Source organism: Sulfitobacter sp. 1A13421 (assembly GCF_043557285.1).
GTDB lineage: Bacteria > Pseudomonadota > Alphaproteobacteria > Rhodobacterales > Rhodobacteraceae > Sulfitobacter > Sulfitobacter faviae.
This window is the reverse complement of sequence record NZ_JBIFFQ010000002.1, coordinates 403,955-427,731: the sequence shown is the minus strand read 5'-3', so window position 1 is coordinate 427,731 and position 23,777 is coordinate 403,955. Positions and strand designations below refer to the sequence as shown.

Annotated in this window: 21 protein-coding genes and 1 pseudogene; 7 read left to right on the top strand and 15 right to left on the bottom strand. The window is 64.1% G+C overall.

What is annotated here, in order from left to right:
- Nucleotides 1–70 precede the first annotated feature (70 nt).
- The 5 genes from ACGYLI_RS05860 to ACGYLI_RS05840 all read left to right on the top strand — a co-directional run bounded on the left by ACGYLI_RS05860 (nucleotide 71) and on the right by ACGYLI_RS05840 (nucleotide 4,577).
- Entirely contained in the window at nucleotides 71–682 is a 612-nt protein-coding gene (locus ACGYLI_RS05860) for a holin-associated N-acetylmuramidase (RefSeq protein WP_394418017.1), read from the top strand.
- A complete protein-coding gene (locus ACGYLI_RS05855) occupies nucleotides 673–1,248 on the top strand; it encodes a holin family protein (protein WP_394418014.1) in 576 nt (191 codons plus the stop codon). The genes ACGYLI_RS05860 and ACGYLI_RS05855 overlap by 10 nt, the downstream gene beginning before the upstream one ends.
- A 74-nt stretch (nucleotides 1,249–1,322) precedes the next feature.
- Nucleotides 1,323–3,287, top strand: coding sequence for a heme lyase CcmF/NrfE family subunit (locus ACGYLI_RS05850; protein ID WP_394418011.1), 1,965 nt, complete (start codon nucleotides 1,323–1,325; stop codon nucleotides 3,285–3,287).
- Complete coding sequence (locus ACGYLI_RS05845) at nucleotides 3,284–3,736, top strand: cytochrome c-type biogenesis protein (RefSeq protein WP_322327616.1); 453 nt, start codon at nucleotides 3,284–3,286, stop codon at nucleotides 3,734–3,736. Before ACGYLI_RS05850 ends, ACGYLI_RS05845 begins: the two co-directional genes overlap by 4 nt.
- Nucleotides 3,737–3,803: 67 nt before the next feature.
- Nucleotides 3,804–4,577 carry an enoyl-CoA hydratase-related protein gene (locus ACGYLI_RS05840; protein WP_394418008.1) on the top strand — a complete coding sequence of 258 codons (774 nt, stop codon included), beginning with the start codon at nucleotides 3,804–3,806 and terminating at the stop codon, nucleotides 4,575–4,577.
- Between the two features lie 3 nt (nucleotides 4,578–4,580).
- On the opposite strand, the gene ACGYLI_RS05835 is transcribed toward ACGYLI_RS05840, so the two are convergent.
- The 3 genes from ACGYLI_RS05835 to gltX all read right to left on the bottom strand — a co-directional run bounded on the left by ACGYLI_RS05835 (nucleotide 4,581) and on the right by gltX (nucleotide 8,162).
- Nucleotides 4,581–4,880 carry a hypothetical protein gene (locus tag ACGYLI_RS05835; protein WP_322327618.1) on the bottom strand — a complete coding sequence of 100 codons (300 nt, stop codon included), beginning with the start codon at nucleotides 4,878–4,880 and terminating at the stop codon, nucleotides 4,581–4,583.
- Between the two features lie 471 nt (nucleotides 4,881–5,351).
- Nucleotides 5,352–6,647 (bottom strand): citrate synthase, encoded by a 1,296-nt coding sequence (locus ACGYLI_RS05830; protein ID WP_271691449.1) that lies wholly within the window; start codon nucleotides 6,645–6,647, stop codon nucleotides 5,352–5,354.
- 114 nt (nucleotides 6,648–6,761) lie between these two features.
- Nucleotides 6,762–8,162, bottom strand: a complete 1,401-nt coding sequence (gene gltX, locus ACGYLI_RS05825) for a glutamate--tRNA ligase (RefSeq protein WP_394418004.1) — start codon at nucleotides 8,160–8,162, stop codon at nucleotides 6,762–6,764.
- Between the two features lie 115 nt (nucleotides 8,163–8,277).
- On the opposite strand from gltX, the gene ACGYLI_RS05820 reads away from it, so the two are divergent.
- Nucleotides 8,278–10,305, top strand: coding sequence for a ComEC/Rec2 family competence protein (locus ACGYLI_RS05820; protein ID WP_394418001.1), 2,028 nt, complete (start codon nucleotides 8,278–8,280; stop codon nucleotides 10,303–10,305).
- Here ACGYLI_RS05820 and lexA read toward each other — a convergent pair.
- The 7 genes from lexA to ACGYLI_RS05785 form a co-directional block, all read right to left on the bottom strand.
- Entirely contained in the window at nucleotides 10,299–10,994 is a 696-nt protein-coding gene (gene lexA / locus ACGYLI_RS05815; RefSeq protein ID WP_394417998.1) for a transcriptional repressor LexA, read from the bottom strand. The genes ACGYLI_RS05820 and lexA overlap by 7 nt on opposite strands.
- Nucleotides 10,995–11,066: 72 nt before the next feature.
- Nucleotides 11,067–12,239, bottom strand: a complete 1,173-nt coding sequence (gene glp / locus ACGYLI_RS05810; RefSeq protein WP_394417995.1) for a gephyrin-like molybdotransferase Glp — start codon at nucleotides 12,237–12,239, stop codon at nucleotides 11,067–11,069.
- Complete coding sequence (gene moaC / locus ACGYLI_RS05805) at nucleotides 12,236–12,709, bottom strand: cyclic pyranopterin monophosphate synthase MoaC (protein WP_394417992.1); 474 nt, start codon at nucleotides 12,707–12,709, stop codon at nucleotides 12,236–12,238. Before moaC ends, glp begins: the two co-directional genes overlap by 4 nt.
- Nucleotides 12,709–13,521 (bottom strand): indole-3-glycerol phosphate synthase TrpC, encoded by an 813-nt coding sequence (gene trpC, locus ACGYLI_RS05800; protein ID WP_271687133.1) that lies wholly within the window; start codon nucleotides 13,519–13,521, stop codon nucleotides 12,709–12,711. Before trpC ends, moaC begins: the two co-directional genes overlap by 1 nt.
- A 7-nt stretch (nucleotides 13,522–13,528) precedes the next feature.
- On the bottom strand, nucleotides 13,529–14,188 hold the full coding sequence (locus tag ACGYLI_RS05795; protein WP_394417989.1) for a uracil-DNA glycosylase: 660 nt from the start codon (nucleotides 14,186–14,188) through the stop codon (nucleotides 13,529–13,531).
- Nucleotides 14,185–15,201 (bottom strand): anthranilate phosphoribosyltransferase, encoded by a 1,017-nt coding sequence (gene trpD / locus ACGYLI_RS05790; protein ID WP_394417986.1) that lies wholly within the window; start codon nucleotides 15,199–15,201, stop codon nucleotides 14,185–14,187. The genes ACGYLI_RS05795 and trpD overlap by 4 nt, the downstream gene beginning before the upstream one ends.
- Nucleotides 15,198–15,779, bottom strand: coding sequence for an anthranilate synthase component II (locus ACGYLI_RS05785; RefSeq protein WP_394417983.1), 582 nt, complete (start codon nucleotides 15,777–15,779; stop codon nucleotides 15,198–15,200). Before ACGYLI_RS05785 ends, trpD begins: the two co-directional genes overlap by 4 nt.
- 166 nt (nucleotides 15,780–15,945) lie before the next feature.
- Here ACGYLI_RS05785 and ACGYLI_RS05780 point away from each other — a divergent pair, with 166 nt between their 5' ends.
- Nucleotides 15,946–17,505, top strand: coding sequence for a divergent polysaccharide deacetylase family protein (locus ACGYLI_RS05780; RefSeq protein ID WP_394417980.1), 1,560 nt, complete (start codon nucleotides 15,946–15,948; stop codon nucleotides 17,503–17,505).
- A 24-nt stretch (nucleotides 17,506–17,529) separates the two neighbouring features.
- Here ACGYLI_RS05780 and ACGYLI_RS05775 read toward each other — a convergent pair whose 3' ends face one another.
- The 5 genes and pseudogenes from ACGYLI_RS05775 to gpt all read right to left on the bottom strand — a co-directional run bounded on the left by ACGYLI_RS05775 (nucleotide 17,530) and on the right by gpt (nucleotide 23,729).
- A complete protein-coding gene (locus ACGYLI_RS05775; RefSeq protein WP_394417977.1) occupies nucleotides 17,530–18,570 on the bottom strand; it encodes a succinylglutamate desuccinylase/aspartoacylase family protein in 1,041 nt (346 codons plus the stop codon).
- Nucleotides 18,571–18,572: 2 nt separating this feature from the next.
- A complete protein-coding gene (gene trpE / locus ACGYLI_RS05770; RefSeq protein ID WP_394417974.1) occupies nucleotides 18,573–20,084 on the bottom strand; it encodes an anthranilate synthase component I in 1,512 nt (503 codons plus the stop codon).
- 12 nt (nucleotides 20,085–20,096) lie between these two features.
- Complete coding sequence (locus tag ACGYLI_RS05765; RefSeq protein ID WP_394417971.1) at nucleotides 20,097–21,941, bottom strand: peptidyl-prolyl cis-trans isomerase; 1,845 nt, start codon at nucleotides 21,939–21,941, stop codon at nucleotides 20,097–20,099.
- 30 nt (nucleotides 21,942–21,971) lie between these two features.
- Nucleotides 21,972–23,149 (bottom strand): annotated as a pseudogene (locus ACGYLI_RS05760) (aminotransferase).
- Between the two features lie 46 nt (nucleotides 23,150–23,195).
- Nucleotides 23,196–23,729: a xanthine phosphoribosyltransferase gene (gene gpt, locus ACGYLI_RS05755; RefSeq protein ID WP_067261592.1), complete on the bottom strand. Its 534-nt coding sequence runs from the start codon at nucleotides 23,727–23,729 to the stop codon at nucleotides 23,196–23,198.
- Nucleotides 23,730–23,777 lie beyond the last annotated feature (48 nt).

Genomic DNA, 23,777 nt, shown 5'->3' with positions numbered 1-23,777 from the left:
CGCGCGGGGGCGTGAGCATCGGTTAACCAATCCGGCGGAGCCTGTTTGCATGCAAAACAGGAGAGCCGCGATGCAGTCCGTGCGTGAGATCGCCAGCGCCATCGTCGCCCGCGAGGGCGGCTTTGTGAATGACCCCGACGACCCCGGCGGGGCGACGAAATACGGGGTGACGATCCATACCATGCGCCGCTTGGGGCTGGACCTGACCGGCGATGGGGCGGTCGATGTGGCGGATGTGCGCCGCCTTGGCCGCGCGCAGGCGGTCGATATCTTTGTCCGGCATTACTTCAACGCGCCGCGGATCGCCGAACTGCCCGCGCCTTTGCAGCCGAGCGTTTTCGACATGTATGTCAACGCTGGCAGCAACGCGGTGAAAATCCTGCAAAGCCTGCTGCGCGAGATGGGGCAGGACATCGCCGTTGACGGGGCGATCGGCCCGCAGACGATCCGCGCCGCACATGCCGCCTGGCAGGCCGCCCCGGATCATCTGGTGGATGCTTACGGAATCGCGCGGCGCAACTACTACTTCCGCCTTGCCGACCGCCGCCCCGCCAGCCGCAAATACGCGCGCAGCCGGGCAGGCGGCAAGGGCGGCTGGATCCGGCGCGCGGAGGAGTTCATCGCCCCGCGGTATCACATGAGCGACGCCGATTTCGCACGGAGGGTGGCACAATGGGGCTGATCGAACGTATCTTCACGACAATCTTCGGCGGTGAGCGGAACGTCATCCGCGACACGGTCGAAGTGTTCCGCGAGAATGCCGAGGCCGGGGCGCAGCGCGCCCATGCGGTGCAGGGCCAAGCCATGGCGCAATATTGGGCCGAGTTCGCGCAAGCGCGGCAAGGTAGCTTTGACCACTTCATGGATGGGGTCAACCGGCTGCCGCGCCCGATGCTGGCGCTCGGCACGCTCGGCCTGTTCGTAACCGCCATGGTCAATCCGCTATGGTTCGCCGAACGGATGCAGGGGATCGCCTTGGTGCCCGAGCCGCTTTGGTGGTTGTTGGGGGTGATCGTCTCTTTCTATTTCGGCGCGCGGCAGCAGGTAAAATCGCAGGAGTTTCAGCGTGCCATCGTTGGCTCCATCGCGCGGGTGCCGCAGGTGGTCGAGAATATCGAAGCCTTACGCGAGATGCGCGCCGACAGCCCTCAGGTGGCCGACACCGGTGCCGACAGCCGTCTGGCCCTCGCCGCGGTTGCGCCGTCGGAGAATGCGGCCCTTGATGCTTGGCGTCGCAGCCGCGCCTGACTGCGACCGATTGACCGTTTTTCACGTTTGATTTGCCATGGCTTAGGGGGCTTCGGCCCCCTATAGTCCGGCCCATGATTACAGAGCTTGGACATTTCGCGCTTGTGCTCGCCTTTGGCGTCGCGCTTGTACAGATGGTGGTGCCGATGTGGGGTGCTTGGCGGGGCCGCACGGGCTGGATGGCGGTGGCCGAACCGGCGGCGGCGGCGCAATTTATCCTGATCGCCCTGTCCTTTGGCGCGCTGATGTGGGCCTTTGTTACATCGGATTTCAGCCTGCAACTGGTGGTGGCCAACAGCCATTCCGCCAAGCCGATGCTCTATAAAATCAGCGGCACATGGGGCAATCACGAAGGGTCGATGCTGCTTTGGGTGTTGATCGTGGCGCTTTTCGGGGCGATGGCCGCGTGGTTTGGCGGCAACCTGCCGCCGCGGCTGCGCGCGCGGGTGCTCTCGGTGCAGGCGGCGATTGGGGTGGCCTTTCTGGCGTTCATCCTTTTCACCTCGAACCCCTTTCTGCGCATGGGCACGCCGCCCTTTGACGGCCAAGACCTGAATCCGCTCTTGCAAGACCCCGGTTTGGCCTTCCACCCGCCGTTTCTTTACCTCGGCTATGTCGGTCTCAGCATGGCCTTCAGCTTTGCCGTGGCGGCGCTGATCGAGGGGCGCGTGGATGCGGCTTGGGGCCGGTGGGTGCGGCCTTGGACGCTGGCGGCTTGGGTGTTTCTGACCATCGGCATCGCGCTTGGGTCTTGGTGGGCCTATTACGAGCTTGGCTGGGGCGGTTTCTGGTTTTGGGATCCGGTTGAGAACGCGAGCTTCATGCCCTGGCTTTTGGCGGCGGCGCTCCTGCATTCCGCCATCGTGGTCGAGAAACGCGAGAGCTTGAAAAGCTGGACCATCCTGCTGGCCATCCTCGCCTTCGGCTTTTCGCTGATCGGGACTTTCATCGTGCGCTCTGGCCTGCTGACTTCCGTCCATGCCTTCGCCAACGACCCCGAGCGCGGGGTCTTTATTCTGGCCATTCTGGGGGTCTTTACCGGTGGGGCGCTGGTGCTCTATTCGCTGCGCGCTTCGGCGCTGGAGGCGAAAGGCGTCTTTGCTCTGCTGAGCCGTGAGACGGCACTGGTGGTGAACAACCTGCTGCTCGCAGTGGCCTGTTTCGTGGTCTTCGTCGGTACCATGTGGCCGCTGGTGGCTGAGATGTTTTTGGACCGGAAACTCAGCGTCGGGCCGCCGTTCTTTAACGCCGCGTTTACCCCTTTCATGGTAGCGCTCGGGCTGATCCTGCCGATTGGCAGCGCGATGCCATGGAAACGGGCCAAGATCATGCGCGCGCTCTACCCGTTGCGCTATGTCTTCCTGCTGGCGCTGGCACTTGGGGGGCTGGCCTTTGCCATGCAGACCGGGCGCGGCCTGCTGGGGCCTGTGGGCCTGTTCCTTGGGGCATGGCTGGTGATGGGCACCGTGGTGGATGTGATGCAACGTCTTGGGCGCGGCCCGGGCAAGCTGCGCCGGTTGCGCCGCCTGCCGCGTGCGGATTGGGGCAAGGCCACGGCGCATGGCGGGCTGGGCGTCACCATGGCCGGGATCGCGGGGCTGATGGCTTGGGCCGTGGATGACATCCGCGTGGCCCGGATCGACGCGCCTTTTGACGTTGGCAGCTACACGCTGACCCTGCGGGATGTGAGCGAGGTTCGGGGGCCGAACTACCTCAGCACCATGGCCGAGATTACGCTGGCGCAGGACGGCGCGGTAATCTCGACCCTGCGGCCTGAAAAGCGGTTCTACCCCGTCGCGCAGATGCCGACGACCGAGGCGGCGATCGACTATAACCTTGCGCGGGACGTCTATGTGGTGATCGGCGATGCGCAGGACGGCGGTGGCTGGGCCGTGCGGACCTATATCAAGCCGATGACCAACTGGATTTGGATCGGCTGCGCGCTCATGGCGCTTGGCGGGGTTCTGAGCCTCAGCGACCGGCGCTTCCGGGTCGCGGCGGGTGCGCGCAAGCAACCGACGGGGGTGCCTGCGGAATGAAACGGCTGCTGCTGATCCTGACCCTGCTCGCCAGCCCCCTCTGGGCGGTGCAGCCTGACGAAGTGCTCGACGATCCCGCGTTGGAGGCCCGCGCGCGGGAGTTGAGCCAAGGTCTGCGCTGCCTTGTCTGCCGGAACGAAAGCATTGATGAGAGCAACGCGAGCCTTGCGCGTGACCTGCGCATCTTGCTGCGCGAGCGGCTGGTGGCGGGCGACAGCGATGAGGAGGCGGTGGATTTCATCGTCGACCGATACGGTGAATATGTCCTGCTGAACCCGCAGGCGACGGGGGCCAATTGGCTGCTTTGGGGGGCGGGGCCGCTGATGCTCTTGCTGGCCGGGGGGCTGGGCGTGATCTATCTGCGCGGCCGCGCCCGCAGCAAAACCCCAAGCGAAGCGCCCCTCTCGGCAGAAGAAGAAGCCCGCCTGCGCGATATTCTCGACCGCTGACGCCCCGTTGCACTGGCAGCGGCACATTGCTTTGATATGCTGCGGCCAAGCAATCGAGGATAGCAAGATGGACTATGAAACGATCACCTATGCGCTGACCGACGATGTCGCGCTGATCACGCTGAACCGCGCCGATAAGATGAACGCGCTCACCACCCAGATGCGGGCGGAGCTGACCCATGCGGTGACCGAAGGCGGGCGCGCGGCGCGGGTCGTGGTTCTGACGGGGGCCGGGCGTGCCTTTTGCTCGGGCCAAGACTTGGCCGATCGGGCGGGCGGCGTGGCCGATCTGGAGAAAACGCTGCGCGAAGAATACGCACCGCTGCTGCGCGCCATCAACAACTGCCCGGTGCCGACGATCGCCGCCGTGAACGGCCCGGCGGCAGGGGCAGGGGCGAATATCGCGCTGGCCGCTGACGTCGTCTTTGCGAGCGAGAGCGCCTATTTCATGCAGGCTTTCACCCGCATTGGTCTGATCCCCGACGCGGGCGGCACCTATGCGCTGCCACGGCAGATGGGCATGGCCAAAGCAATGGGGGCGGCCCTCTTTGCCGATAAGATCACCGCCCGTCAGGCCGATGATTGGGGGATGATCTGGCAGGCCGTGCCGGACGCGGAATTCGATGCCCATTGGCGTGCCAAGGCCGCGCAATTGGCCGCCGGCCCGACCGCTGCCTATGCCGAGGCCAAGAAGGCGATCCGCGCGTCATGGGACAATGGGCTTGAGGATCAACTCTCGCTGGAGGCCCAAGCGCAGGGCCGCTGCGGCAAGTCGCAGGACTTCGCCGAGGGGGTGACGGCCTTTACCCAAAAGCGCAGCCCCAAGTTTCAGGGGCGCTGAGCGCTAGCAGCTCCGCTCGACCAGCAGCACATCGCTGGCCGAAGGCGCCGGGCCATTGGCCCGCGCCACCACCGCCACAGCGACGCCATCCGCCAAAACCGTGTGAACCGAGTTCGAGACCTGCGCGATGGTGATGCGCGGCGGGGTCTGGCCCTTGTCATAGACCACGGCGATCTGGTCGCAGTCATGCAATGTATCGGGGACGAGCGCACCCTGAGGGCCGGGGACATCGTCGGCCTTCGCCGACGTCAGACCGGTGGCGCAATCCCAGCGAAGCCCTTTGGTCCGGTCCGTTGCGGTCATCCTGCATCCTCTCGTCGCGGCCCGGCTGTACTGCTGGGCGTCTACAATGGGGTGGACGCCGGCCGGACTGCGAAAGAGCGAACCCCTTCGGCAGTGCCACAATGATGCCCTTCCCACCCCGAAAAGACATCGTGAAAGGAGGCTACCGCCGCGGGGGGAATCCCGTCAAGCGGGGCGGGTGCATTGTCACGAGGTGCGAAACAGTGCCGTAATTTGGCCGTATTTTCGGCTCCGGTGTTTCGCGTCCGGCAAAACGCTTGGAAACATTCACTGATTTTTCACGCCATTGCTGACAGAGCATATAAGGGCACCGGTTTTCGCGATTCGGGCGCGCGGAATCAGTCGCCCCACCGGCGGGTCCATTGTTGCCCTAGGGTCAACAACCTCAATCATAGGTATTGTGGGCAGTGGCGGGAGAAACGCGAAACGCCCCGGAAATCCGGGGCGTTTGCATGGTGTATGAAGGTCGCCTCAGCGGTTCTCGATATCGACGTAATCGCGCTTGTCTTCGCCGAGGTACAGTTGACGCGGACGGCCGATTTTGAGCTGCGGATCGCTGATCTGCTCTTTCCACTGGGAGATCCAGCCCACGGTCCGCGCCAGCGCGAAGATCGGGGTGAACATCGACGTGGGGAAGCCCATCGCTTCGAGGATGATGCCGGAATAGAAATCCACGTTCGGGAAGAGCTTCTTTTCCGCGAAATACGGATCCTCCAGCGCGGCTTTCTCCAACTCCTTCGCAACCTGAAGGATCGGGTTGTTCTCTACGCCCAGCAGTTCGAGCACCTCGTCGGCGCTTTCCTTCATCACGGTCGCGCGCGGGTCGTGGTTCTTGTAGACGCGGTGGCCAAAGCCCATCAGGCGGAAGGGGTCGTTCTTGTCCTTGGCGCGGGCGATGAACTCAGGGATGCGATCTGGCGTGCCGATCTCCTTGAGCATCTCAAGGCAGGCTTGGTTCGCGCCACCATGCGCCGGGCCCCAGAGGCAGGCGATGCCAGCGGCGATACAGGCGAAGGGGTTCGCACCGGAAGACGATGCCAAACGCACGGTCGAGGTCGAGGCGTTCTGCTCGTGGTCGGCGTGCAGCGTAAAGATCCGGTCCATCGCGCGGCTAAGGATCGGGTTGACCTCATGCTCTTCGGCCGGAACGGCAAAGCACATGCGCAGGAAGTTCGACGCATAGTCGAGATCGTTGCGCGGATAGACGAAGGGCTGGCCGATGGTGTATTTATAGGCCATCGCCGCGATCGTTGGCATCTTGGCGATCAGGCGGATCGTGGCGACCTCGCGCTGGTGCTCATCGTTGATGTCGGTGCTGTCGTGATAGAAGGCCGACATTGCGCCAACCACACCCACCATGATCGCCATCGGATGCGCATCGCGACGGAAGCCGCGGAAGAAGTTCATCATCTGCTCGTGCAGCATGGTGTGGTTGGTCACCAAGCACTCGAAATCTTCCAGCGCCTTGGGGGAGGGCAACTCACCATAAAGCAGCAGGTAGCAGACTTCGAGGTAATGCGACTTCGAGGCCAGCTGCTCAATCGGGTAGCCCCGGTGCAGCAGCACGCCTTTGTCACCATCAATGAAAGTGATCGTGCTGTCGCAAGCCGCGGTCGAGGTGAAGCCCGGGTCATAGGTAAAGACACCCGCCTGCCCATAGAGCTTGCGGATATCGACAACATCGGGCCCGTCAGTGGGGCTGTGAATCGGCAGATCGAAGCTTTGATCGTCGATCGTCAGCGTTGCGGTTTTATTGTTATTGGTCATGAAATCCCTTCCCGAATGTAGGCTGCGGAGATGCCCCCGCCGTCTGGGCCTAGCCCCATATGGGGCTGTCCCGTTCAGTTATACCTGCCGCCCAAAGAAGTGGTGAACCAAAACTTAGGCCGCGGCGTCCGTCAGTCGGGCAAGGGTCTCATCGCGCCCCAGCACCAACATCATGTCAAAAACCGATGGGGTGACTGCCCTGCCAGCCAAGGCCGCCCGAAGCGGCCCCGCCAGCTTGCCAAATTTGGTGTCATGCGCGGCAGCAAAGCCGTTCAGTACCTCCTCCAGCGTCTCTTTGTTCCAGCTAGCATTTTGCAATTGCGGCGTCAATTCCGACAGTATGCCACGGGATACCGTATCGAGATTCTTTGCCGCTTTCTCATCTGGCGTGATCGGGCGATCGGCCAAGACAAAGGCCGCTTTTTCAAGCAGTTCTGGGAACTTCTTCGCGCGATCTTTGAGGCAATACATTGCCCGTTCCAACCCCTCGGCCTGACCTTCGGTCAGCGCGGGCTCTCCTGCCGCTTCAAGATAGGCTTCGATCTCGCGCCGCAGCGCGGCATCATCGGCCTGTGCGATATGCTGACCGCAGAGGTTTTCCAGCTTTTTCAGGTCAAATTGCGCGGGGCTTTTGCGGATCCCGTCCAGATCGAACCACTCCTGCGCCTGTGCATCGGTAAAGAATTCGTCATCCCCATGGCTCCAGCCCAGACGGGCGAGGTAGTTGCGCATGCCCGCCGCGGGATAGCCCATCACCTGATATTCCTGCGCACCCAAGGCGCCGTGACGTTTCGACAGCTTCTTGCCATCCGCGCCGTGAATCAGCGGGATGTGCGCCCAAACCGGCACGTCCCAGCCCATCGCCTCATAGATCATCATCTGGCGAGCGGCGTTGTTGAGGTGATCGTCGCCGCGCACCACATGGGTCACGCCCATGTCGTGATCGTCCACCACCACGGCCAGCATATAGACCGGCGTGCCGTCCGAGCGCAGCAGGATCATATCGTCGAGCTGGTCGTTGCGGATGGTGACATCGCCCTGCACCTGATCGCGGATTACAGTGGTGCCTTCCAGCGGCGCCTTGATGCGGATGACATAAGGCGCGTCCGGGTGGCTCGCCGGATCGGCATCCCGCCAAGGGGAGCGATAGAGCGTGCTGCGCCCCTCGGCCTTGGCCGCCTCGCGAAAGGCGGTGATTTCTTCTTGGCTGGCGAAGCACTTATAGGCTTTGCCGGCGGCCAGCAGTTCCTGCGCGACTTCCGCGTGGCGCGGGGCATTCTCGAACTGGCTCACGATCTCGCCATCATGATCGAGGCCGAGCCACGACATGCCCTGCAGAATCGCCGCCGTCGCTTCGGGGGTGGAACGCGCGCGGTCGGTATCTTCGATGCGCAGCAGGAATTTACCCCCCCGGCCACGCGCATAGAGCCAGTTGAACAGGGCGGTCCGCGCCCCGCCGATATGCAGGAACCCGGTGGGAGAAGGGGCGAAACGGGTCACAACAGGGGCGTTCATGGCGGAGGGCCTTTCGGTCAGAGATATGGTGTTCGGAGCGGCGTTTACCAATTGGTAACCATCCCGGTCCTAAGATTTGACGCCTGTCTACCCAGTGCGATCCGCGGGGGCAAGCATGGGCCTTTGGAACCAGTTCAGCGCCGTGATGCTGCGCCAGCGCGGGCATCTGTTTTGCTGGGTGCCGGTCTGCCTCGCCTTGGGGATCGGCTGGTATTTTTCGCTGCGGTTGGAGCCTTCGGGGGTGATGTTGGCGGCGGTCGCATGTGTCGTGGTCGTGCTGGCGGTCGTCGCGCGGGCGCTGCCTGAGGTCACGGCCCCCTTTGCTGTCGCCGCGGCTTTGGTCCTGCTGGGACTGCTGCTGGCGGCGTTTCGGGCGCATTCGGTGGCGGCCCCGGTTCTTGGCTGGCGCTACTATGGCCCGGTCGAGGGGCGTGTCGTGGCGCTTGACCGAAGCCAGTCCGACGCGCCCCGCGTGACGCTCGATCAGGTCCGGTTGGATCGGGTGCCGCCCGCGCGCACGCCGCCCCGGGTGCGCGTCTCACTCCATTCGACGCTCCCCGGCGCAATTACGCCACGGCCCGGCATGCAGGTGATGACCACGACGCATCTGTCGCCACCCGCAGGCCCGGTCGAGCCGGGCGGCTTTGATTTTCAGCGCCATGCTTGGTTTGCCGAGTTGGGCGCGGTGGGCTACACCCGCGTGCCGCTCCTAGGCATTGCGGACCCCTTGGAAGGGGGCATCCCGCTGATCCTCTTTCGATTGCGCATGGCGGCCTCCGCGCGGGTACGCGCCCATCTTCCCGGCGATATCGGCGGTTTCGCCGCCGCCATCACCACCGGCGACCGCAGCGCCATTTCGCAAGACGCCCTGCAAGACCTGCGCAGCAGTAATTTGGCGCATCTACTGGCGATCTCGGGCCTGCATATGGGGTTGCTCAGCGGAGTTGTCTTCGGCGCAGCGCGCCTGCTTCTCGCGTTGCATCCGGTCACCGCCACCCGTTGGCCAAGCCGAAGCATCGCCGCGGGGGCCGCTCTGATCGCCGCCACCGGATACCTCGCGCTGTCAGGCGGAAATGTCGCGACCGAGCGGGCCTATGTCATGTGCGCCGTGGCGCTATGCGCCCTGATAATCGGGCGGCGGGCGATCTCCCTGCGCGCTGTCGCCATCGCGGGCATCATCGTCCTGACCCTGCGGCCCGAGGCGCTGATGGGGCCGGGGTTTCAGATGTCATTCGCCGCAACAACGGCGCTCGTCGCCGTCTTTGGCTGGATCCGCGATTTCGAAGGTGAGGTCATTTCCAAACGCCTCCGCCCCGTTGCCGCGGTGGTGATCTCTTCCGCCGTCGCAGGCATCGCCACCGCGCCCATATCCGCCGCGCATTTCAACACGATCGCGCATTATGGATTGGTCGCGAACCTGCTCTCAGTCCCCTTGATGGGGGTCTTGGTCATCCCCGCCGCCGTGCTGGCGGCGATCCTTGCGCCCTTCGGCGGTGAAGGAATACCGCTTTGGGCGATGGGGCTGGGCCTTGATTGGATCCTATCGGTCGCGGATGTGGTGGCGCATCTGCCCGGCGCGCGCAGCTTCGTGCCGGGGCCGGGGGGATGGGTGCTGCCGCTCTTGTCGCTCGGGTTTCTCTGGCTCGTCCTGTGGCAAGGTCATCTACGTTGGTTCGGCTTGCCCGCGATCATGCTGTCTTTCGCCCTCTGGCAAGGAACCACACGCCCTGACGTGCTCATCGCCGACACGGGAACGCTTGTGGGTGTCATGACGCCGGCGGGCCGGGCGCTCAGCAAAGACAAAGCCGCAGGTTTCGTCGCGCGCAATTGGCTGGAGAATGATGGCGATGGGGCGGATCAAGCCGTGGCTGCCCAAAAATGGGCGGGCCAAGAGGCAGGTATCATCCATTTGTCAGGAAAACGGGCGGTCGCCGCCTTCAGCGGCTGCCAGCCCGAGGATGTCGTGGTCGCGTCCGCCGATATGGCAACCGACCGAGATTGGGGCTGCCAAGTCTACGATCCCCTGCGGCTGCGGAAAACTGGTGCAATCGCGCTCAATAAATCAGCGCAGGGTTGGGAAGTCACCACCGCGAAAGACCGCGCCGGGGCACGCTTGTGGAACAGCCGCTCGCAGCGTCAGTAGGTGCGGATCAACCCGACCAGTCGCCCCTGAACCTTCACCTTGTCCGAAGGCAGCACCCGCGTTTCATAGGCGGCATTAGCGGCTTCCAAGGCGACCGAAGACCCTTGTCTGCGGAAACGCTTCAGCGTCGCCTCCTGATCTTCAACCAAAGCCACCACGATATCACCATTGTCGGCGACGGAGGTTTCACGGATCACCACGATATCGCCATCGTTAATACCCGCCTCGATCATCGAGTCGCCGCGCACTTCGAGGCCGTAATGCTCCCCCTGACCAGCGATCATCCCGCCGGGCACCGTAACGCTATGGGAAACTTGGGAGATCGCCTCGATCGGGACACCGGCAGCAATCCGGCCCATGACCGGCACATCGAACGCGTGATGCGCGGTGACCGGTTGCGCCGCAGGCGGCGGCGGGGCGTCGGGCCGATCCCCGTCGATCACGCGGGGGGCGAAACCGGGCGCACCGCCTAGGCTCTCGGGTAGCTTGACCACTTCGATCGCACGGGCGCGGTGGGCCAGGCGGCGGATGAAGCCACGCTCCTCCAATGCCGTGATCAGCCGGTGGATGCCGGATTTCGACCGCAAGTCGAGCGCCAGTTTCATCTCATCAAAGCTGGGCGGCACGCCGTCGCGCTGCACGCGTTGATGAATGAAAGAAAGCAGATCGAGTTGTTTTTTGGTCAGCATCGCGCGGCCCCTGAAGCTTTTATTGCTTTTGTTCTAGGGATGTTCTTGTTTTGTGTCAACCGTGGGTTGGCGTTAAATCAAGATGTACTTTTGCAAATCGCCCGCCTTGCGCGCCGGTTCATTAGGCGGGCGGATCATCAGCGCATCAGCCTGCGCGAGCACGGATAGAAGAGACGAATCCTGCCGATCATCCGGCTGGAGTGCGCCATCCCGAAGATGGGCGCGCATGTAATGCGCACGCGGCCCATTCGGGCCAATCTCGCGTCCAAGGGGGGCTTCGCGTATGACAGCATGGACTTCGGTCAGCCCGAGCATGCGCCGCAGCATAGGCAACACGAAGATCGCACCGCAAACCATTGCGGAAACTGGGTTTCCCGGCAGCCCGATCATCGCGACATCACCGATCTTACCTGCCATCAACGGCTTGCCGGGGCGCATCGAGACCTTGTAAAAAGACTGCTCCATGCCAAGCTCAGCCGCCACGGGCGCGATGAGGTCATGATCGCCCACCGACGCGCCGCCGATGGTGACAATCAAATCCGCGCCGCGGGCCAGGGCGAAGGCCTGTTTGAGCGATGCTGTCGTGTCCCGCGCGATGGGCAGCATGCGCACTTCGGCGCCCGCCTCTTCGAACATCGCGGCGAGCCCGTAGCTGTTGGAGGCGATGATCTGGTCGGGGCCGGGGTTTTCACCGGGCTGCACCAATTCATCCCCGGTGGCGAGGATCGCGATGATGGGTTTGCGGGTGACAGGCACCTGTGCCACGTTCATCGCAGCCAGCAGCGCCACATCGGCAGGGCGCAAAATGCGCGGGGCGATTAGGTATTCGCCTTTGGTGAAGTCTCCGCCAGCGGGGCGAATATTGTCTTTGTCATCAATACTGTGGCCGAGGGTGATAAGGTTACCCCGCTGGGTCACATCTTCTTGGATCACCACAAAATCGGCGCCCTCGGGCACCGGCGCGCCGGTGAAAATGCGCACGGCTTGTCCGGCCCGCAGCGTACCCGCATAGCCATGGCCCGCCGCGGCTTCACCGACGACTTTGAACATCGCATCCGGTTCGACTTCGGCGCGGCGCAGGGCGTAGCCGTCCATAGAGGAAGCGGCAAAGGGCGGTTGGCTGCGCTGCGCGCGCACGGGCTGCGACAAGACACGGCCATTGGCGGCCCGCAGCGCAACTTCTTCGGTTTCCAAAGGAGCGACAAGGTTCAGGACGGCTTCCAAAGCCGCTTCGACGCTGATCATGTCGCCTCGTAACGGCCTGATTTACCGCCATCTTTCAGAACGACCCGCGTGCCGCCAATCTCCATCGCCTTATCCACGGCTTTGGCCATGTCATAGACGGTGAGGGCGGTGACGGAGGCCGCGGTGAGGGCCTCCATCTCAACCCCGGTTTGGCCAGTGGTTTTGACAGTGGCGAGAATGCGAATGCCGGGGAGTGCGGCGTCGGGAGTCAGATCGACGCTCACCTTGGTGATCGGCAGAGGATGGCAAAGCGGGATCAGGTCTGCCGTCCGTTTGGCCGCCATAATCCCGGCAAGCCGTGCGACCCCCAGAACATCCCCCTTCTTGGCGCGGCCTTCAGTAATGATATCAAGCGTTTGCGGCGCCATCTTGATGTAGCTTTCAGCCTTAGCCACCCGCGAAGTCACGGCTTTCCCCGAGACATCGACCATATGGGCGTCGCCCTCGGCGTCGAAATGGGTGAGCGCCATTACATCCCTCCGGGAACGAGCGGGTTGGCGAGCAGATCGCGGGTGGCCTGTTCGACATCTTGCTGCCGCATCAGGCTTTCGCCGATGAGGAAACAGCGCGCGCCGTAGACAGCCATATCGGCGAGGTCCGCTGGGGTGTAGAGGCCGGATTCACAGACCAGCATACGGTCGTGAGGGACGGCCTCTGACAGTTGGCGCGTCACATCAAGAGAGGTCTCGAAGGTGTTGAGATTGCGGTTATTTATCCCGATCATGCGGCTGTTGAGCTTTTCGGCCCGGGCGAGTTCCTCTGCGTCATGAACCTCAATCAGCGCGTCCATGCCCCATTCATCTGCGGCTTGCTCAAGTTCCGCGGCCTGCGCGTCAGAGACGGAGGCCATGATGATCAGGATGCAGTCGGCACCAAGGCTGCGCGCTTCGGCGACCTGATAGGGATCGTAAAGGAAATCCTTGCGCAGTACCGGTAGATCGCATTCGGCGCGGGCCTCGACGAGGAATTCCTTCGCGCCCTGAAAACTCGGGGTGTCGGTAAGGACCGAGAGGCAGGTCGCGCCGCCTGCGGCATAGGCGCGGGCGAGGGCGGCGGGTTCGAAATCTTCGCGGATCAAACCTTTGGAGGGGCTGGCTTTTTTGATCTCGGCGATTAGGCCGTAGCCCTCGCGGGAGGCTTTGTGCAAGCTCTGCGCGAAGGGGCGGACTGGCGGGGCCGCGCGGGCCGCAGCTTCGACCTCTGCCTGCGATTTTTCGGCCTTGGCAGCGGCAATTTCGTCCAGCTTATAGGCTTTGATTTTTTCAAGAATTGTGGCGGTCATGGCTTCCTCACGGCTTTGTCCAATGTATGCCGGGCTTGCCTTGGCCCTGCAACCAGTCATTCACGCGGCTGAAGGGGCGTGAGCCGAAGAAGCCGCGCCTTGCTGACAGCGGTGAAGGGTGCGGCGTCTCTATCTTCAGGTTGCGCGCCGGATCGACCTCTGCCGCCGCCTTTTGCGCATGCGCCCCCCAAAGCAGGTAGGCGCGGGGGCGATCAGAAAGACGGTTGAGCACCTGAGCGGTCAACTTTTGCCATCCGAGCCTCGCGTGCCCATGCGCGCAGCCCGCCGGAACGGTCAGCACGTTATTGAGCAGTAGAACCCCTTGATCGGCCCAGAACCGCAGGTCTGGGTCTTGCGGTGATGCGCCAAGATCGGCGTCTAACTCTTTGAAGATATTGACAAGGGAGCGGGGAATGGGGCGCACATCCGGCTCGGCTGAGAAGGCATAGCCATGGGCGTGGCCGGGTGTCGGATAGGGGTCTTGGCCAAGGATCACCACCTCCACAGCTGACGGTTGCAGATGCTCAAGTGCGGCGAATATCTGCGGGGCGGGCGGTAGGATCACCCTCGTATCCACGGCGAGCTGCTCGGCGATACGTGGCCAATCCTCGGCAAAAAAGGGCAGCTCGGCCCATGCGCCAAGGGCGGTGAGGCTGGGAGGCGTCATGCCGACTGGCTGATCTGCGCCACTTTTTCGATCCGGTCACGCGCCGCGCCGCTGTCGATGCTTTCGCGGGCCATCTCAACGCCGGTTTTCAGATCCGGGGCCACGTCGGCCACCACCAAAGCAGAGGCTGCGTTCAGCAGCACCGCGTCGCGGTAGCCTGATGGAACCCCGTCGAGGAGCGCTTTGAAATGTTTGGTGTTTTCGGCAGGCTCGCCCCCGGCGATTGCCTCGAACGGATGGACCGGCAGGCCCGCATCCTCGGGGTGCAATTCGCGCAGGTTGACGACACCGTCTTCCAGTGCTGCGACCCAACTGACGCCGGTGATGGTCAGCTCATCCGTGCCATCGGAGCCATGCACAAGCCATGCTTTTTCCGAGCCGAGCTGCTTGAGTGTCAGCGCCATCGGTTCAATCAGATCGCGGGTATAGGCGCCGGTCAGCTGCCGTTTGACCCCTGCCGGATTGGTCAGTGGCCCGAGGATGTTGAAAATCGTGCGGGTGCCAAGTTCGGACCGGGTCGGCATGACATGGGCGACGGCAGGGTGATGCATGGGCGCCATCATGAAACCGATACCGGCCTCGGCCAATTCACGCTCGACCACCGCGGGGCCGACCATGACGTTGATCCCCAGTTGCGACAGCGCGTCGGAAGCACCTGATTTCGAACTGAGGTTGCGGTTTCCATGTTTCGCCACGACAGCGCCTGCGCCCGCAGCCACGAAGGCGGCGGCGGTCGAGATGTTCAGCGTACCCTTGCCGTCACCGCCGGTGCCAACGATGTCGATCGCGCCTTCGGGCGCGCGGACGGCGTTGCATTTGCTGCGCATGACCTGTGCCGCGGCGGCATATTCGGTGACCGTTTCGCCCCGTGTGCGCAGCGCCATGAGGAACCCGCCGATCTGGCTGGGGGTCGCTTCGCCCTCGAACAGAATTTCAAAGGCTTCAACGGCCTGATCCGAGGTCAGCGGCCCGTTCGCGGCGGCATCCAGCAGGGGTTTCAGCGCGCTACTCATGCCGGGACCTTCATCTCGTTCAGGAAGTTTTGCAACAGGGCGTGGCCATGCTCGGACCGGATCGATTCCGGGTGGAATTGCACGCCGTGTAGCGGCAACTCGCGGTGTTGCAGGCCCATGATGGTGCCATCTTCAAGCGCTGCGGTGATTTCAAGGCAATCGGGCAGGCTCGCGCGTTCGACCACCAGCGAGTGATAGCGCGTGGCCCCGAAGGGCGAGGGGAGCCCGGCGAAAACGCCGCGCCCGTCGTGCTGCATCTGGCCCAGTTTACCATGCACGATATCATCCGCGCGCACGACCTTACCGCCGAAGGCTTGGCCAAGCGTTTGATGGCCAAGGCAGACGCCCAGAAGCGGCACCCGCGCGGCGGCGGCGGCATGGGTCAGCTCTAGGCAGATTCCCGCTTGGTCGGGGTCGCAGGGGCCGGGAGACAGCAGGATACCGGCGGGGTTCATGGCCATCGCTTCGTCCACGCTGAGCGCGTCGTTGCGGTGCACTTGCACAGCCGCCCCGAGGCTGCCCAGATAGTGGACCAAGTTATAGGTAAAGCTGTCGTAGTTATCGATGAGCAGCAGCACAGGCAGGCATTTCTTTGTATTAGGACTGGAGAAACCGCGCCGGAGCGCGGTATAGGTTTTCGCATACATGTTCAGGCTTGAACCCCATCGTCAAGAGTTTGGGGCAAGCCAATTGAGGGGAACGCCGGGCTTTCTGGCCATGGCGCAGACAGCAGGAGTAGCGCAGATGGCACGCGGAGTTCTGAGCGGGCTGATTTGGGGCGGTGTGGCAAGCATCGGTGTGGCCGGTGCGGTGTCGCTGATGATGCCTTTGCCGCTGCCGCCGCAGGTGGGCGATGCGCCCGGATCTGGCCCCGCGCCAGCGCGGATCAACGTGACGGATGCAGGCGAGCGGGCGCGCAGCCGCGATAGCGCGCCGGTGTTGAACGCCCCCGCGCCGCGCGCGGATGTGCCGCAGCAAGACAGCCTCGCCGCGCTCGACCCCGACACACAGACCTCCGCCAGCCTGCCAGAGACTGGCGGTGCGGAGGGGCTCAGCACCCCCGCGGCCCCCGAGGGGCAGACGCCGATGTCGCCTGGCGCGGAAGAGCCTGTCATGCCCAATCCGCAGGCCACAGCGCCTGATGCGCCGCCCGCGGCGGATGAGCTTTCGATCAGCACCGAACCCGCGCAGCCGCCCGCGCCGGATGTGGCGGATATTGAAGGGGCCTTTGACGCGCCACAGGGCATGGCCGCGCCGGAGGTCGAAGAGGAGGAGGCGATCACCCTGCCGGCGGAAGAGGTCGTGGTTGAAGAGCCGGAGGCTGAATCCGGAGCGATCGAAGACGTGCCTCGCGGTGAGGCGGAGGCCGCTGAGGCTGACCTGTCTTCCCCGGTGCCTGATCCGGAAAACATCGGGGGGGCGAGCCCTGCGCCGCTGAAAGAGACGGAGGTTACCGAAGTCACCCCAGACCCCACTGAAACCGAAGCAGACAGCCGCCCGGCCATCGGTACACCAGCGACCAGCCTGACCGAGCGAGATACAGGCGTCGTGATCAACCGCCCCGGTGCAGAGGCGGTGGCAGAGCCCGCTGAAGCTGACGAAATCGTGAATGAAGACCCGCGCCCCGTGGTGGCCAACAGCCTCGCCGTGGACTTGCCCGAGGGCAAGCCGCTGATGAGCGTGGTGTTGATCGACGATGGCACCTCGGTCACCGCGGGCAGCGCCGGGTTGGCCGCATTGCGCAGCTTTCCCTATCCGCTGAGTTTCGCCGTCGATAGCACCTTGCCGGATGCCGCCGAGCGGGTGGAAACCTACCGCGAGGCTGGGTTCGAGGTCTTGGCCATGGTCGACCTGCCGCAGGGCGCGCAGCCCAGCGATGCCGAGACCGCATTTGGCGCCACGCTCGACCAGATTGGCCCGGTGGTGGGGGTGTTGGAAGGCACCGAAAGCGGCTTCCAAGGCAGCCGCGCGCTGGCCGATCAGGTGACCGATATCCTCGCGCAATCAGGCCACGGGTTGGTCACGCAGGACAAGGGGCTTAACACCATGCCCAAGCTGGCGCGCAAGGCGGGTGTGCCTGCCGATCCGGTGTTTCGCGATTTTGACAGCAAGGACCAGTCAGCCCGGGTGATCCGGCGTTTTCTGGATCAAGCGGCCTTCAAAGCGGGGCAGGAGGGTGCTGTGATCATGCTGGGCCGCCTGCGCCCCGATACCGTCTCCGCCCTGTTGCTCTGGGGGCTGCAAGACCGCGCGAGCGATGTGGCCTTGGTCCCGATCTCGGCGGTGCTGCTGCGCGAGGAATGACCCCGCGCGGGGGGCGCCTTGGCGCTAGATAATCTCGTCTTCGTCGAAGAGCGGGTCTTCCTCCAACTGGCTGGCGAGTTCATCCACCGTCGCCTCCGCCGCGCGGGGGCCGAGTTTGGCAAGGTGAAAGACCGCATCGCCCTCGTTAACGATGGGCAGCATCGCCCGCCCGATGAGGATGCCGGGCGCATCGGCCAGAAGCTCGGCCTCCTCCTTGCCGAATGGGTCCGAGACGATGGCCAGAAGATCGCCCTCGGCGACGGTTTCCCCCTCGGCCCGGAAGGTGCGCAGCAGGCCGCCTGCGGGGGCGCGCAGCCAATGGGAAGCGGTGCAGATATAGGGCGCGCTGCGGGCGCGGGCGATGCCCTTGGCGGGCAGCATGTCTTGCCCGCGCATGACGCGCAGGATGCCCGCCAGACCGGCCCGCACGGCCATCTCGTCAAAGCGCAGCCCTTCACCCGCCTCGTAGAGCAGGATCGGTGTGCCTTGTTTCGCGGCGACCGCCCGCAGCGACCCGTCGCGCAACGGGGAGGTCAGCACCACCGGCGCACCGAAATCCAGCGCCATTTTCTGGATCACCTTATCCGCCGGAGAGACGCGCACCTGCGGCAGGTTCGTGCGGTGGATCGCCGCCGAATGTAGGTCGATGCCGAAGTCGCAGCGCAGCACCACCTCTTGCAGAAAGATATGCGCCAGCCGCGCGCCGAGGCTGCCGGTGGGCGAGCCGGGGAAACAGCGGTTCAGATCGCGTCGGTCTGGCAGGTAGCGCGAGCGGTTCAGGAAGCCGAAGGAGTTCACGACAGGCACTACAATGAGTGTGCCGCGCAGCGCCGAGAGTTGCGGCGCGCGCAACAGGCGGCGCAGGATCTCGACGCCGATCACCTCATCCCCATGCACCGCGGCGGAGACGAACATCGTCGGCCCGGGCCGTTTGCCGTGGAAGATTTCCAGCGACAGATGCACCGGCGTGTGATCCGGCAGGATCGAAACGGGCAGATCAACGGCAAGGCTGCTGCCGGGGGCGACGGAATGCCCCGCGATCTGGAAGGGCGCGCGGGGGGCCATGGTCAGCCGTTGCCTTTGCCGCCGAACCGCGACGCATCCGCAGCCGCGCGGCGGATTGCGCCGGATTTATGCACGGTTTCCATGAATTCGGCCTCGGGATCGCTGTCATAGACCACGCCGCCGCCTGCTTGGATATAGAGCGTTTCGTCCTTCACCACGGCGGTGCGCAGGGCGATACACATGTCCATGTCGCCGCCCGCGCTGAAATAGCCCACGCCGCCGCCATAAACGCCGCGCTTCTCGGGCTCCAACTCGTCGATGATCTCCATCGCGCGAACCTTTGGCGCGCCGGAAACGGTGCCGGCAGGCATTCCGGCAAAAAAGGCGTCGAGTGCATCCTTGCCCTCTTTCAACTCGCCCACCACGTTGGAGACGATGTGCATGACGTGGCTGTAACGCTCGACGATGAACTCCTCCGTAGGGCGCACGCTGCCGATCTTGGCAACCCGGCCCACGTCGTTGCGGCCCAGATCCAGCAGCATCAGGTGTTCTGCCAACTCCTTGGGGTCGCTGAGCAAATCGGCTTCCAGCGCGCGATCCTCCTCCGGCGTAGCACCACGTTTTCGGGTGCCTGCAATGGGTCGGATGGTCACTTCGTTGCCGAATACCCGCACGAGGATTTCGGGGCTGGCACCCACCACATGGAAGCCGCCGAAGTTGAAATAGAACATGAAGGGCGAGGGGTTGGTGCGCCGCAAGCTGCGGTAGAGCGCGAAGGGCGGTTGGGTGAAACCTTGGGCCCACCGCTGGCTTGGGACCACCTGAAAGATATCGCCCGCCTTGATATAGTCGCGCGCCTTTTCCACAGCAGATTTATAGCCATCGCGGGTGAAATTGCTGACCGGTTCCGGCGCGTCTTCGGCCTCTCCCAAATCGCGGGAGGTCTGAGGCATGGCGCGTTCCAGATCGCGCACGGCGTCCATCACCCGCTCGGCGGCCTGGGCATAGGCCGCGCGGGCGGTTTGGCCCTCGGACACCCAAGCGGGGGAGACGATGGTCACCTCGCCTTTGACCCCGTCGAGGACCGCGACGACCGAAGGGCGTACCATCACGGCGTCGGGCAGGCCCAGAGGGTCGGGGTTCACATTGGGCAGATGTTCGACAAGCCGGATCATGTCATAGCCGAGGTAGCCAAAGAGCCCGGCGGCGGCTTGCGGCAAATCGTCGGGCAGGGTAATCCGCGATTCCGCGATCACGTCGCGCAGACGGTCCAGCGGGTCACCGGGCATATCCTCAAAGGCATCGGCATCATAGCGCGCCGCACGGTTGAGTGCGGAGGTCTTGCCCCGGCAGCGCCAAATCAGATCGGGCTTCATACCGATGATCGAATACCGCCCGCGCACATCGCCGCCGGTGACGGATTCCAGCACAAAGGCATTCTCCGCCGCGCCGGTGAGTTTCAGCATCAAGGACACAGGCGTGTCGAGGTCGGCAGCAAGGCGGGTGTAGACGATCTGATTCTCGCCCGCCTCATAGGCGCGGGCGAAACTATCGAAATCCGGGGTCAGGGCCATCAAAATTGCCTATCAGGGAAAGTTCACATGCACGGCATTGATCGCGCGCTGGTCGATCTGGGGATCGGCGTCGCGCATGACGGCATTGCTGTAGATATCGAAAAGACCTTGGGCCAGCGCCTGATCCAACTGCTGCGACAGACGGTCCATCAGCGCTTGGGTCTGGTCGTCTTCGCCCGCCGGTGTCACGGCATCGACGCGCAGAACCACGACGCTATCGCCTGCAGGCAGGACGGCCACACCGCCTTCGTCGAGGTCAAAGACCTGATCCATGAAATCGTCCGGCGTGCCGTCGACATAGGAGCTGCGGGTCAGCCCTTCGCCAAGCTGCGGCGAAAGACCGGCGGCTTCAAAACCCCCTTCTTCGGCCAGCGTCTCGGTCAGGCTCTCGGCCTTTTCGGTCAGCGCCTCGACAATTTGGGCGTTGCGCCATGCGGTCTCAACGGCGTCGCGGGCCTCTTCGAAAGGTTCGGGACGCGCCTCTTTGGTCTCATCCAGACGCATGGCAAAGATGCCGCCGTCTTCGAGTTGATCGATCTGCGGGAAGTCATTGGCACTCAGCCCCGCCGCGGCCTCGCGGAAGGCGCCATAGGCGGCGATGCCCTCGCTGCTGTCTTGGGTCCAGTCGATGGTGCCAAGGCGCATTTTGGTCTCTTGGGCCAAGTCTTCGAGCGTGGCACCCCCGGCAAGCTGGTCGTCAATCTCTTGCGCGCGGGCTTCGACAGCGCGGGTGGCGCGGGAGATGGCGAGGGTCTCTTCCAGCACGTCACGGGCCTCTTGGAAAGGCACATGCTGCGCGGGAAGGATGGCGTTCACACGGAACAGGGCCGGACCAAGCGAGCTGGGCAGCGGGCCTACGATATCACCGCTTTCGGCGGAGAATACCGCATCACCTGCGTCATCGAGATCGGATTTCGCGACATCGCCCAGATCGACATCCGCCAGAGCAAGGCCGCGCTCTTCGACCAACGCCTCGAAAGTGGTGCCGTCGACCTCAAGCGCTGCGGCAGCGCGGTCTGCGGCCTCCTGATCGGCAAAGACCAGACGTTCGACCAAACGCCGCTCGGGCTGGTCGTATTCGTCGCTGCGGGCGTCATATTCGGCGCGCAGTTCTTCTTCGGGCACTTCGACTTCGTCCAGCAGGTCTTCGGGAGCGAGCCAAGCGTAGGTGATTCTTTTGCTGGCGGGCAGCATGAAGTCATCGGTGTTGGCGTCGTAATAGGCGCGCAATTCGTCTTCGGTGGCGGCGGGCAGGGGCGCGTCGAGGTCATCCTCGCTCAACCGTGCCCAAGTGAAGCTGCGCTCTTCGGCGACATAGTCGACCAGCGTGCGGGCATAGGTGTCGGGCATGGAGACGCCGCCCAGAATGGCGCGTTGGAGCAGGCCGCGCGCGGCTTCTTCGCGGATCGAGCGTTCGAACTCGGCCTCGCTCATCCCGCTTTGCTGAAGGGCAAAGCGATAGCCTTCGCGGTCGAAATTGCCGTCGATCCCTTGGAAGGCCGAGATCGCCACGATCTCATCACGCAGGGTGGCATCACCGATGGAGATGCCCATTTCGTCGGCTTCGTGGTCCAGCGCGCGGTTGCGCACGATCCGTTGCAGCACGGCGCGGTCCAGCCCCATTTCTCGGGCGCGGGCGAAGGGCAGGCTCTCCCCCGTTTGGGCTTCGATCGCGCGGATTTCCTGCTGCAACTGGCGGGCATATTGATCGACCGAGATCGACTTGTCGCCCACGGTGCCGATGCTGCGCAGATTGCCGCTGAGGTTGATCGCGCCAAAGCCGCCCAGACCCAAGATCAAAAGGGCCATCAAGGCCCAGACGGCGGTTTTCGAAAAGCTGAAGCCCTTTTTGGCCATGACACGGTCCCTCGTTGATTTCGGACCTGTCTATGCGTTGCGTGGCAGGGCTGCAAGCCTGTCGAAAAGCACCTTTAGACCGGCGGCGTCGAGGTTGGCAAAGGCGATGCGCAACTGGCTTTCGCCGCGGGCGTCACCCTCGGGCTGGAACATCGTGCCGGGCAGGCAGAGCACGCCGGCGTCACGCACCAGATCGCGCGCCAGATCAGCCGAAGAAACGCTGAAAGGATGGCGCATATAGGCGAAGTAGCCGCCCAGCCCCAGAAGCTCCCAGCCCAGCGGTTCAAGCCGGGGCATCAGGTCGGCAATGGCGGCGCGGCGGGTGAGGATTTCCTCGCGTTCTTCGGCAAGCCATGCGCTGAGGTTCTGCATCCCCCAAAGCGCGCCGTGTTGGCCGATCTGCGCGGGGCAGATGGCGACGGTGTCGAGGAACTTCTCGACCTCGGCCAACCGTGCGCGGCTGGCGATCAGCGCGCCGACGCGGTGGCCGGTCAGGCGGTAGGCTTTGGAGAAAGAATAGAGGTGGATGAGTGTGTCATGCCAATCGGGGTCGCGGAACAGCGTGTGTGGCGCGCCGGGGCGGCTGTGGAAGTCGCGGTAGGTCTCATCAAGGATCAGCGCGATGCCGTGGCGGCGGGCGAGGTCAAAGAAGTCCTGCACGAGGGCGGCAGGGTATTCCACGCCGCCGGGGTTGTTGGGCGTGACCAGCGCGATGGCCCGGGTGCGCGGGGTGATGGATGCCGCGGCCTTCTCGGGGTCGGGCAGCATGTCGGCCTCAACGGGAAGCGGCACCGCGGTGACGCCGCTCATGTCGAGCCACATCTTGTGATTGAAGTACCACGGCGTCGGGATGATGACCTCGTCGCCCTCGCCGCAGAGCGTGGCGATGGCGGCGGCAAAGGCTTGGTTGCAGCCGGAGGTGATGCAGACCTGTTCGTCGGTCACCACGCCCGCGTATTTTTCGGCCGTCTGCCGCGCCAGTTCGGCGCGCAGCTCCGGCAGGCCCAGCACCGGCCCGTAGAGATGCGCCTCATCGTTGTTCAGCGTGACCTCGGCCATGGCCCGGCGCAGCCCTTCGGGGGGCGGATTGACGGGCGCGGCTTGGCTGACATTGATCAGCGGTCGGTCGGGAAGTCGACCCCGTCGAGCCAGCGCCGCGCCTCCATCACCGGAGGAAAGAAAGTGGTGGCGGTGCGCGGAAGCGTCATGGGGGTATCCGGTCAGATAGGGGCAGGGCAGCTGGCGCGGGGCCGGTCAGTCCTTGCCGCGGTAGGGTTCGACATATTGCAGGGCCATGTCCCACGGGAAGAAAATCCATGTGTCCTGGCTCACGCCGGTGATGAAAGTATCGACCTGCGGCTCGCCCTCGGGCTTGGCATAGACGGTGGCGAAATGCGCCTGCGGGTAAAGCTCGCGCACCAGTTCGATGGTCTTGCCGCTGTCGACAAGGTCGTCGACGATCAGGATGCCAGTGCCGTCGCCCATCATCTCGGCATCGGGGGATTTCAGCACCTTCGCCTCGCGGCGTTGGTCGGCGGCGCCGCCACCCGAGTGGTAGGACATGACCGAGATCGTGTCGACGGTGCGGATGTCGAGCTCGCGCGCGACGATCATCGCGGGCGCCATGCCGCCGCGAGTGATTGCCACGACCGCACGCCAAGCGCCATCGTCGGGGCCCAGACCGTCCAGCCGCCACGCTAGTGCGCGGCTGTCGCGGTGGATCTGATCCCAGGAGATGTGAAAGCCCTTTTCATGGGGCAGGCGCGAGGCGTCCTTGGATTTGGTCATGGTGGTCCTTTGCAGCAGCTGGCGCGGGCACCCGCGCGAATTAATTTG

Coding starts and splice junctions, on each gene's coding strand:
- ACGYLI_RS05855 (WP_394418014.1), top strand. CDS start 673: ATGGGGCTGATCGAACGTATCTTCACGACAATCTTCGGCGGTGAGCGG.
- glp (WP_394417995.1), bottom strand. CDS start 12,239: ATGATCAGCGTCGAAGCGGCTTTGGAAGCCGTCCTGAACCTTGTCGCT.
- ACGYLI_RS05850 (WP_394418011.1), top strand. CDS start 1,323: ATGATTACAGAGCTTGGACATTTCGCGCTTGTGCTCGCCTTTGGCGTC.
- ACGYLI_RS05820 (WP_394418001.1), top strand. CDS start 8,278: ATGGGCCTTTGGAACCAGTTCAGCGCCGTGATGCTGCGCCAGCGCGGG.
- gpt (WP_067261592.1), bottom strand. CDS start 23,729: ATGACCAAATCCAAGGACGCCTCGCGCCTGCCCCATGAAAAGGGCTTT.
- ACGYLI_RS05795 (WP_394417989.1), bottom strand. CDS start 14,188: ATGACGCCTCCCAGCCTCACCGCCCTTGGCGCATGGGCCGAGCTGCCC.
- ACGYLI_RS05780 (WP_394417980.1), top strand. CDS start 15,946: ATGGCACGCGGAGTTCTGAGCGGGCTGATTTGGGGCGGTGTGGCAAGC.
- ACGYLI_RS05775 (WP_394417977.1), bottom strand. CDS start 18,570: ATGGCCCCCCGCGCGCCCTTCCAGATCGCGGGGCATTCCGTCGCCCCC.
- ACGYLI_RS05835 (WP_322327618.1), bottom strand. CDS start 4,880: ATGACCGCAACGGACCGGACCAAAGGGCTTCGCTGGGATTGCGCCACC.
- lexA (WP_394417998.1), bottom strand. CDS start 10,994: ATGCTGACCAAAAAACAACTCGATCTGCTTTCTTTCATTCATCAACGC.
- moaC (WP_394417992.1), bottom strand. CDS start 12,709: ATGGCGCTCACCCATTTCGACGCCGAGGGCGACGCCCATATGGTCGAT.
- ACGYLI_RS05860 (WP_394418017.1), top strand. CDS start 71: ATGCAGTCCGTGCGTGAGATCGCCAGCGCCATCGTCGCCCGCGAGGGC.
- ACGYLI_RS05765 (WP_394417971.1), bottom strand. CDS start 21,941: ATGGCCAAAAAGGGCTTCAGCTTTTCGAAAACCGCCGTCTGGGCCTTG.
- ACGYLI_RS05830 (WP_271691449.1), bottom strand. CDS start 6,647: ATGACCAATAACAATAAAACCGCAACGCTGACGATCGACGATCAAAGC.
- trpE (WP_394417974.1), bottom strand. CDS start 20,084: ATGGCCCTGACCCCGGATTTCGATAGTTTCGCCCGCGCCTATGAGGCG.
- ACGYLI_RS05840 (WP_394418008.1), top strand. CDS start 3,804: ATGGACTATGAAACGATCACCTATGCGCTGACCGACGATGTCGCGCTG.
- gltX (WP_394418004.1), bottom strand. CDS start 8,162: ATGAACGCCCCTGTTGTGACCCGTTTCGCCCCTTCTCCCACCGGGTTC.
- ACGYLI_RS05845 (WP_322327616.1), top strand. CDS start 3,284: ATGAAACGGCTGCTGCTGATCCTGACCCTGCTCGCCAGCCCCCTCTGG.
- trpC (WP_271687133.1), bottom strand. CDS start 13,521: ATGACCGCCACAATTCTTGAAAAAATCAAAGCCTATAAGCTGGACGAA.
- trpD (WP_394417986.1), bottom strand. CDS start 15,201: ATGAGTAGCGCGCTGAAACCCCTGCTGGATGCCGCCGCGAACGGGCCG.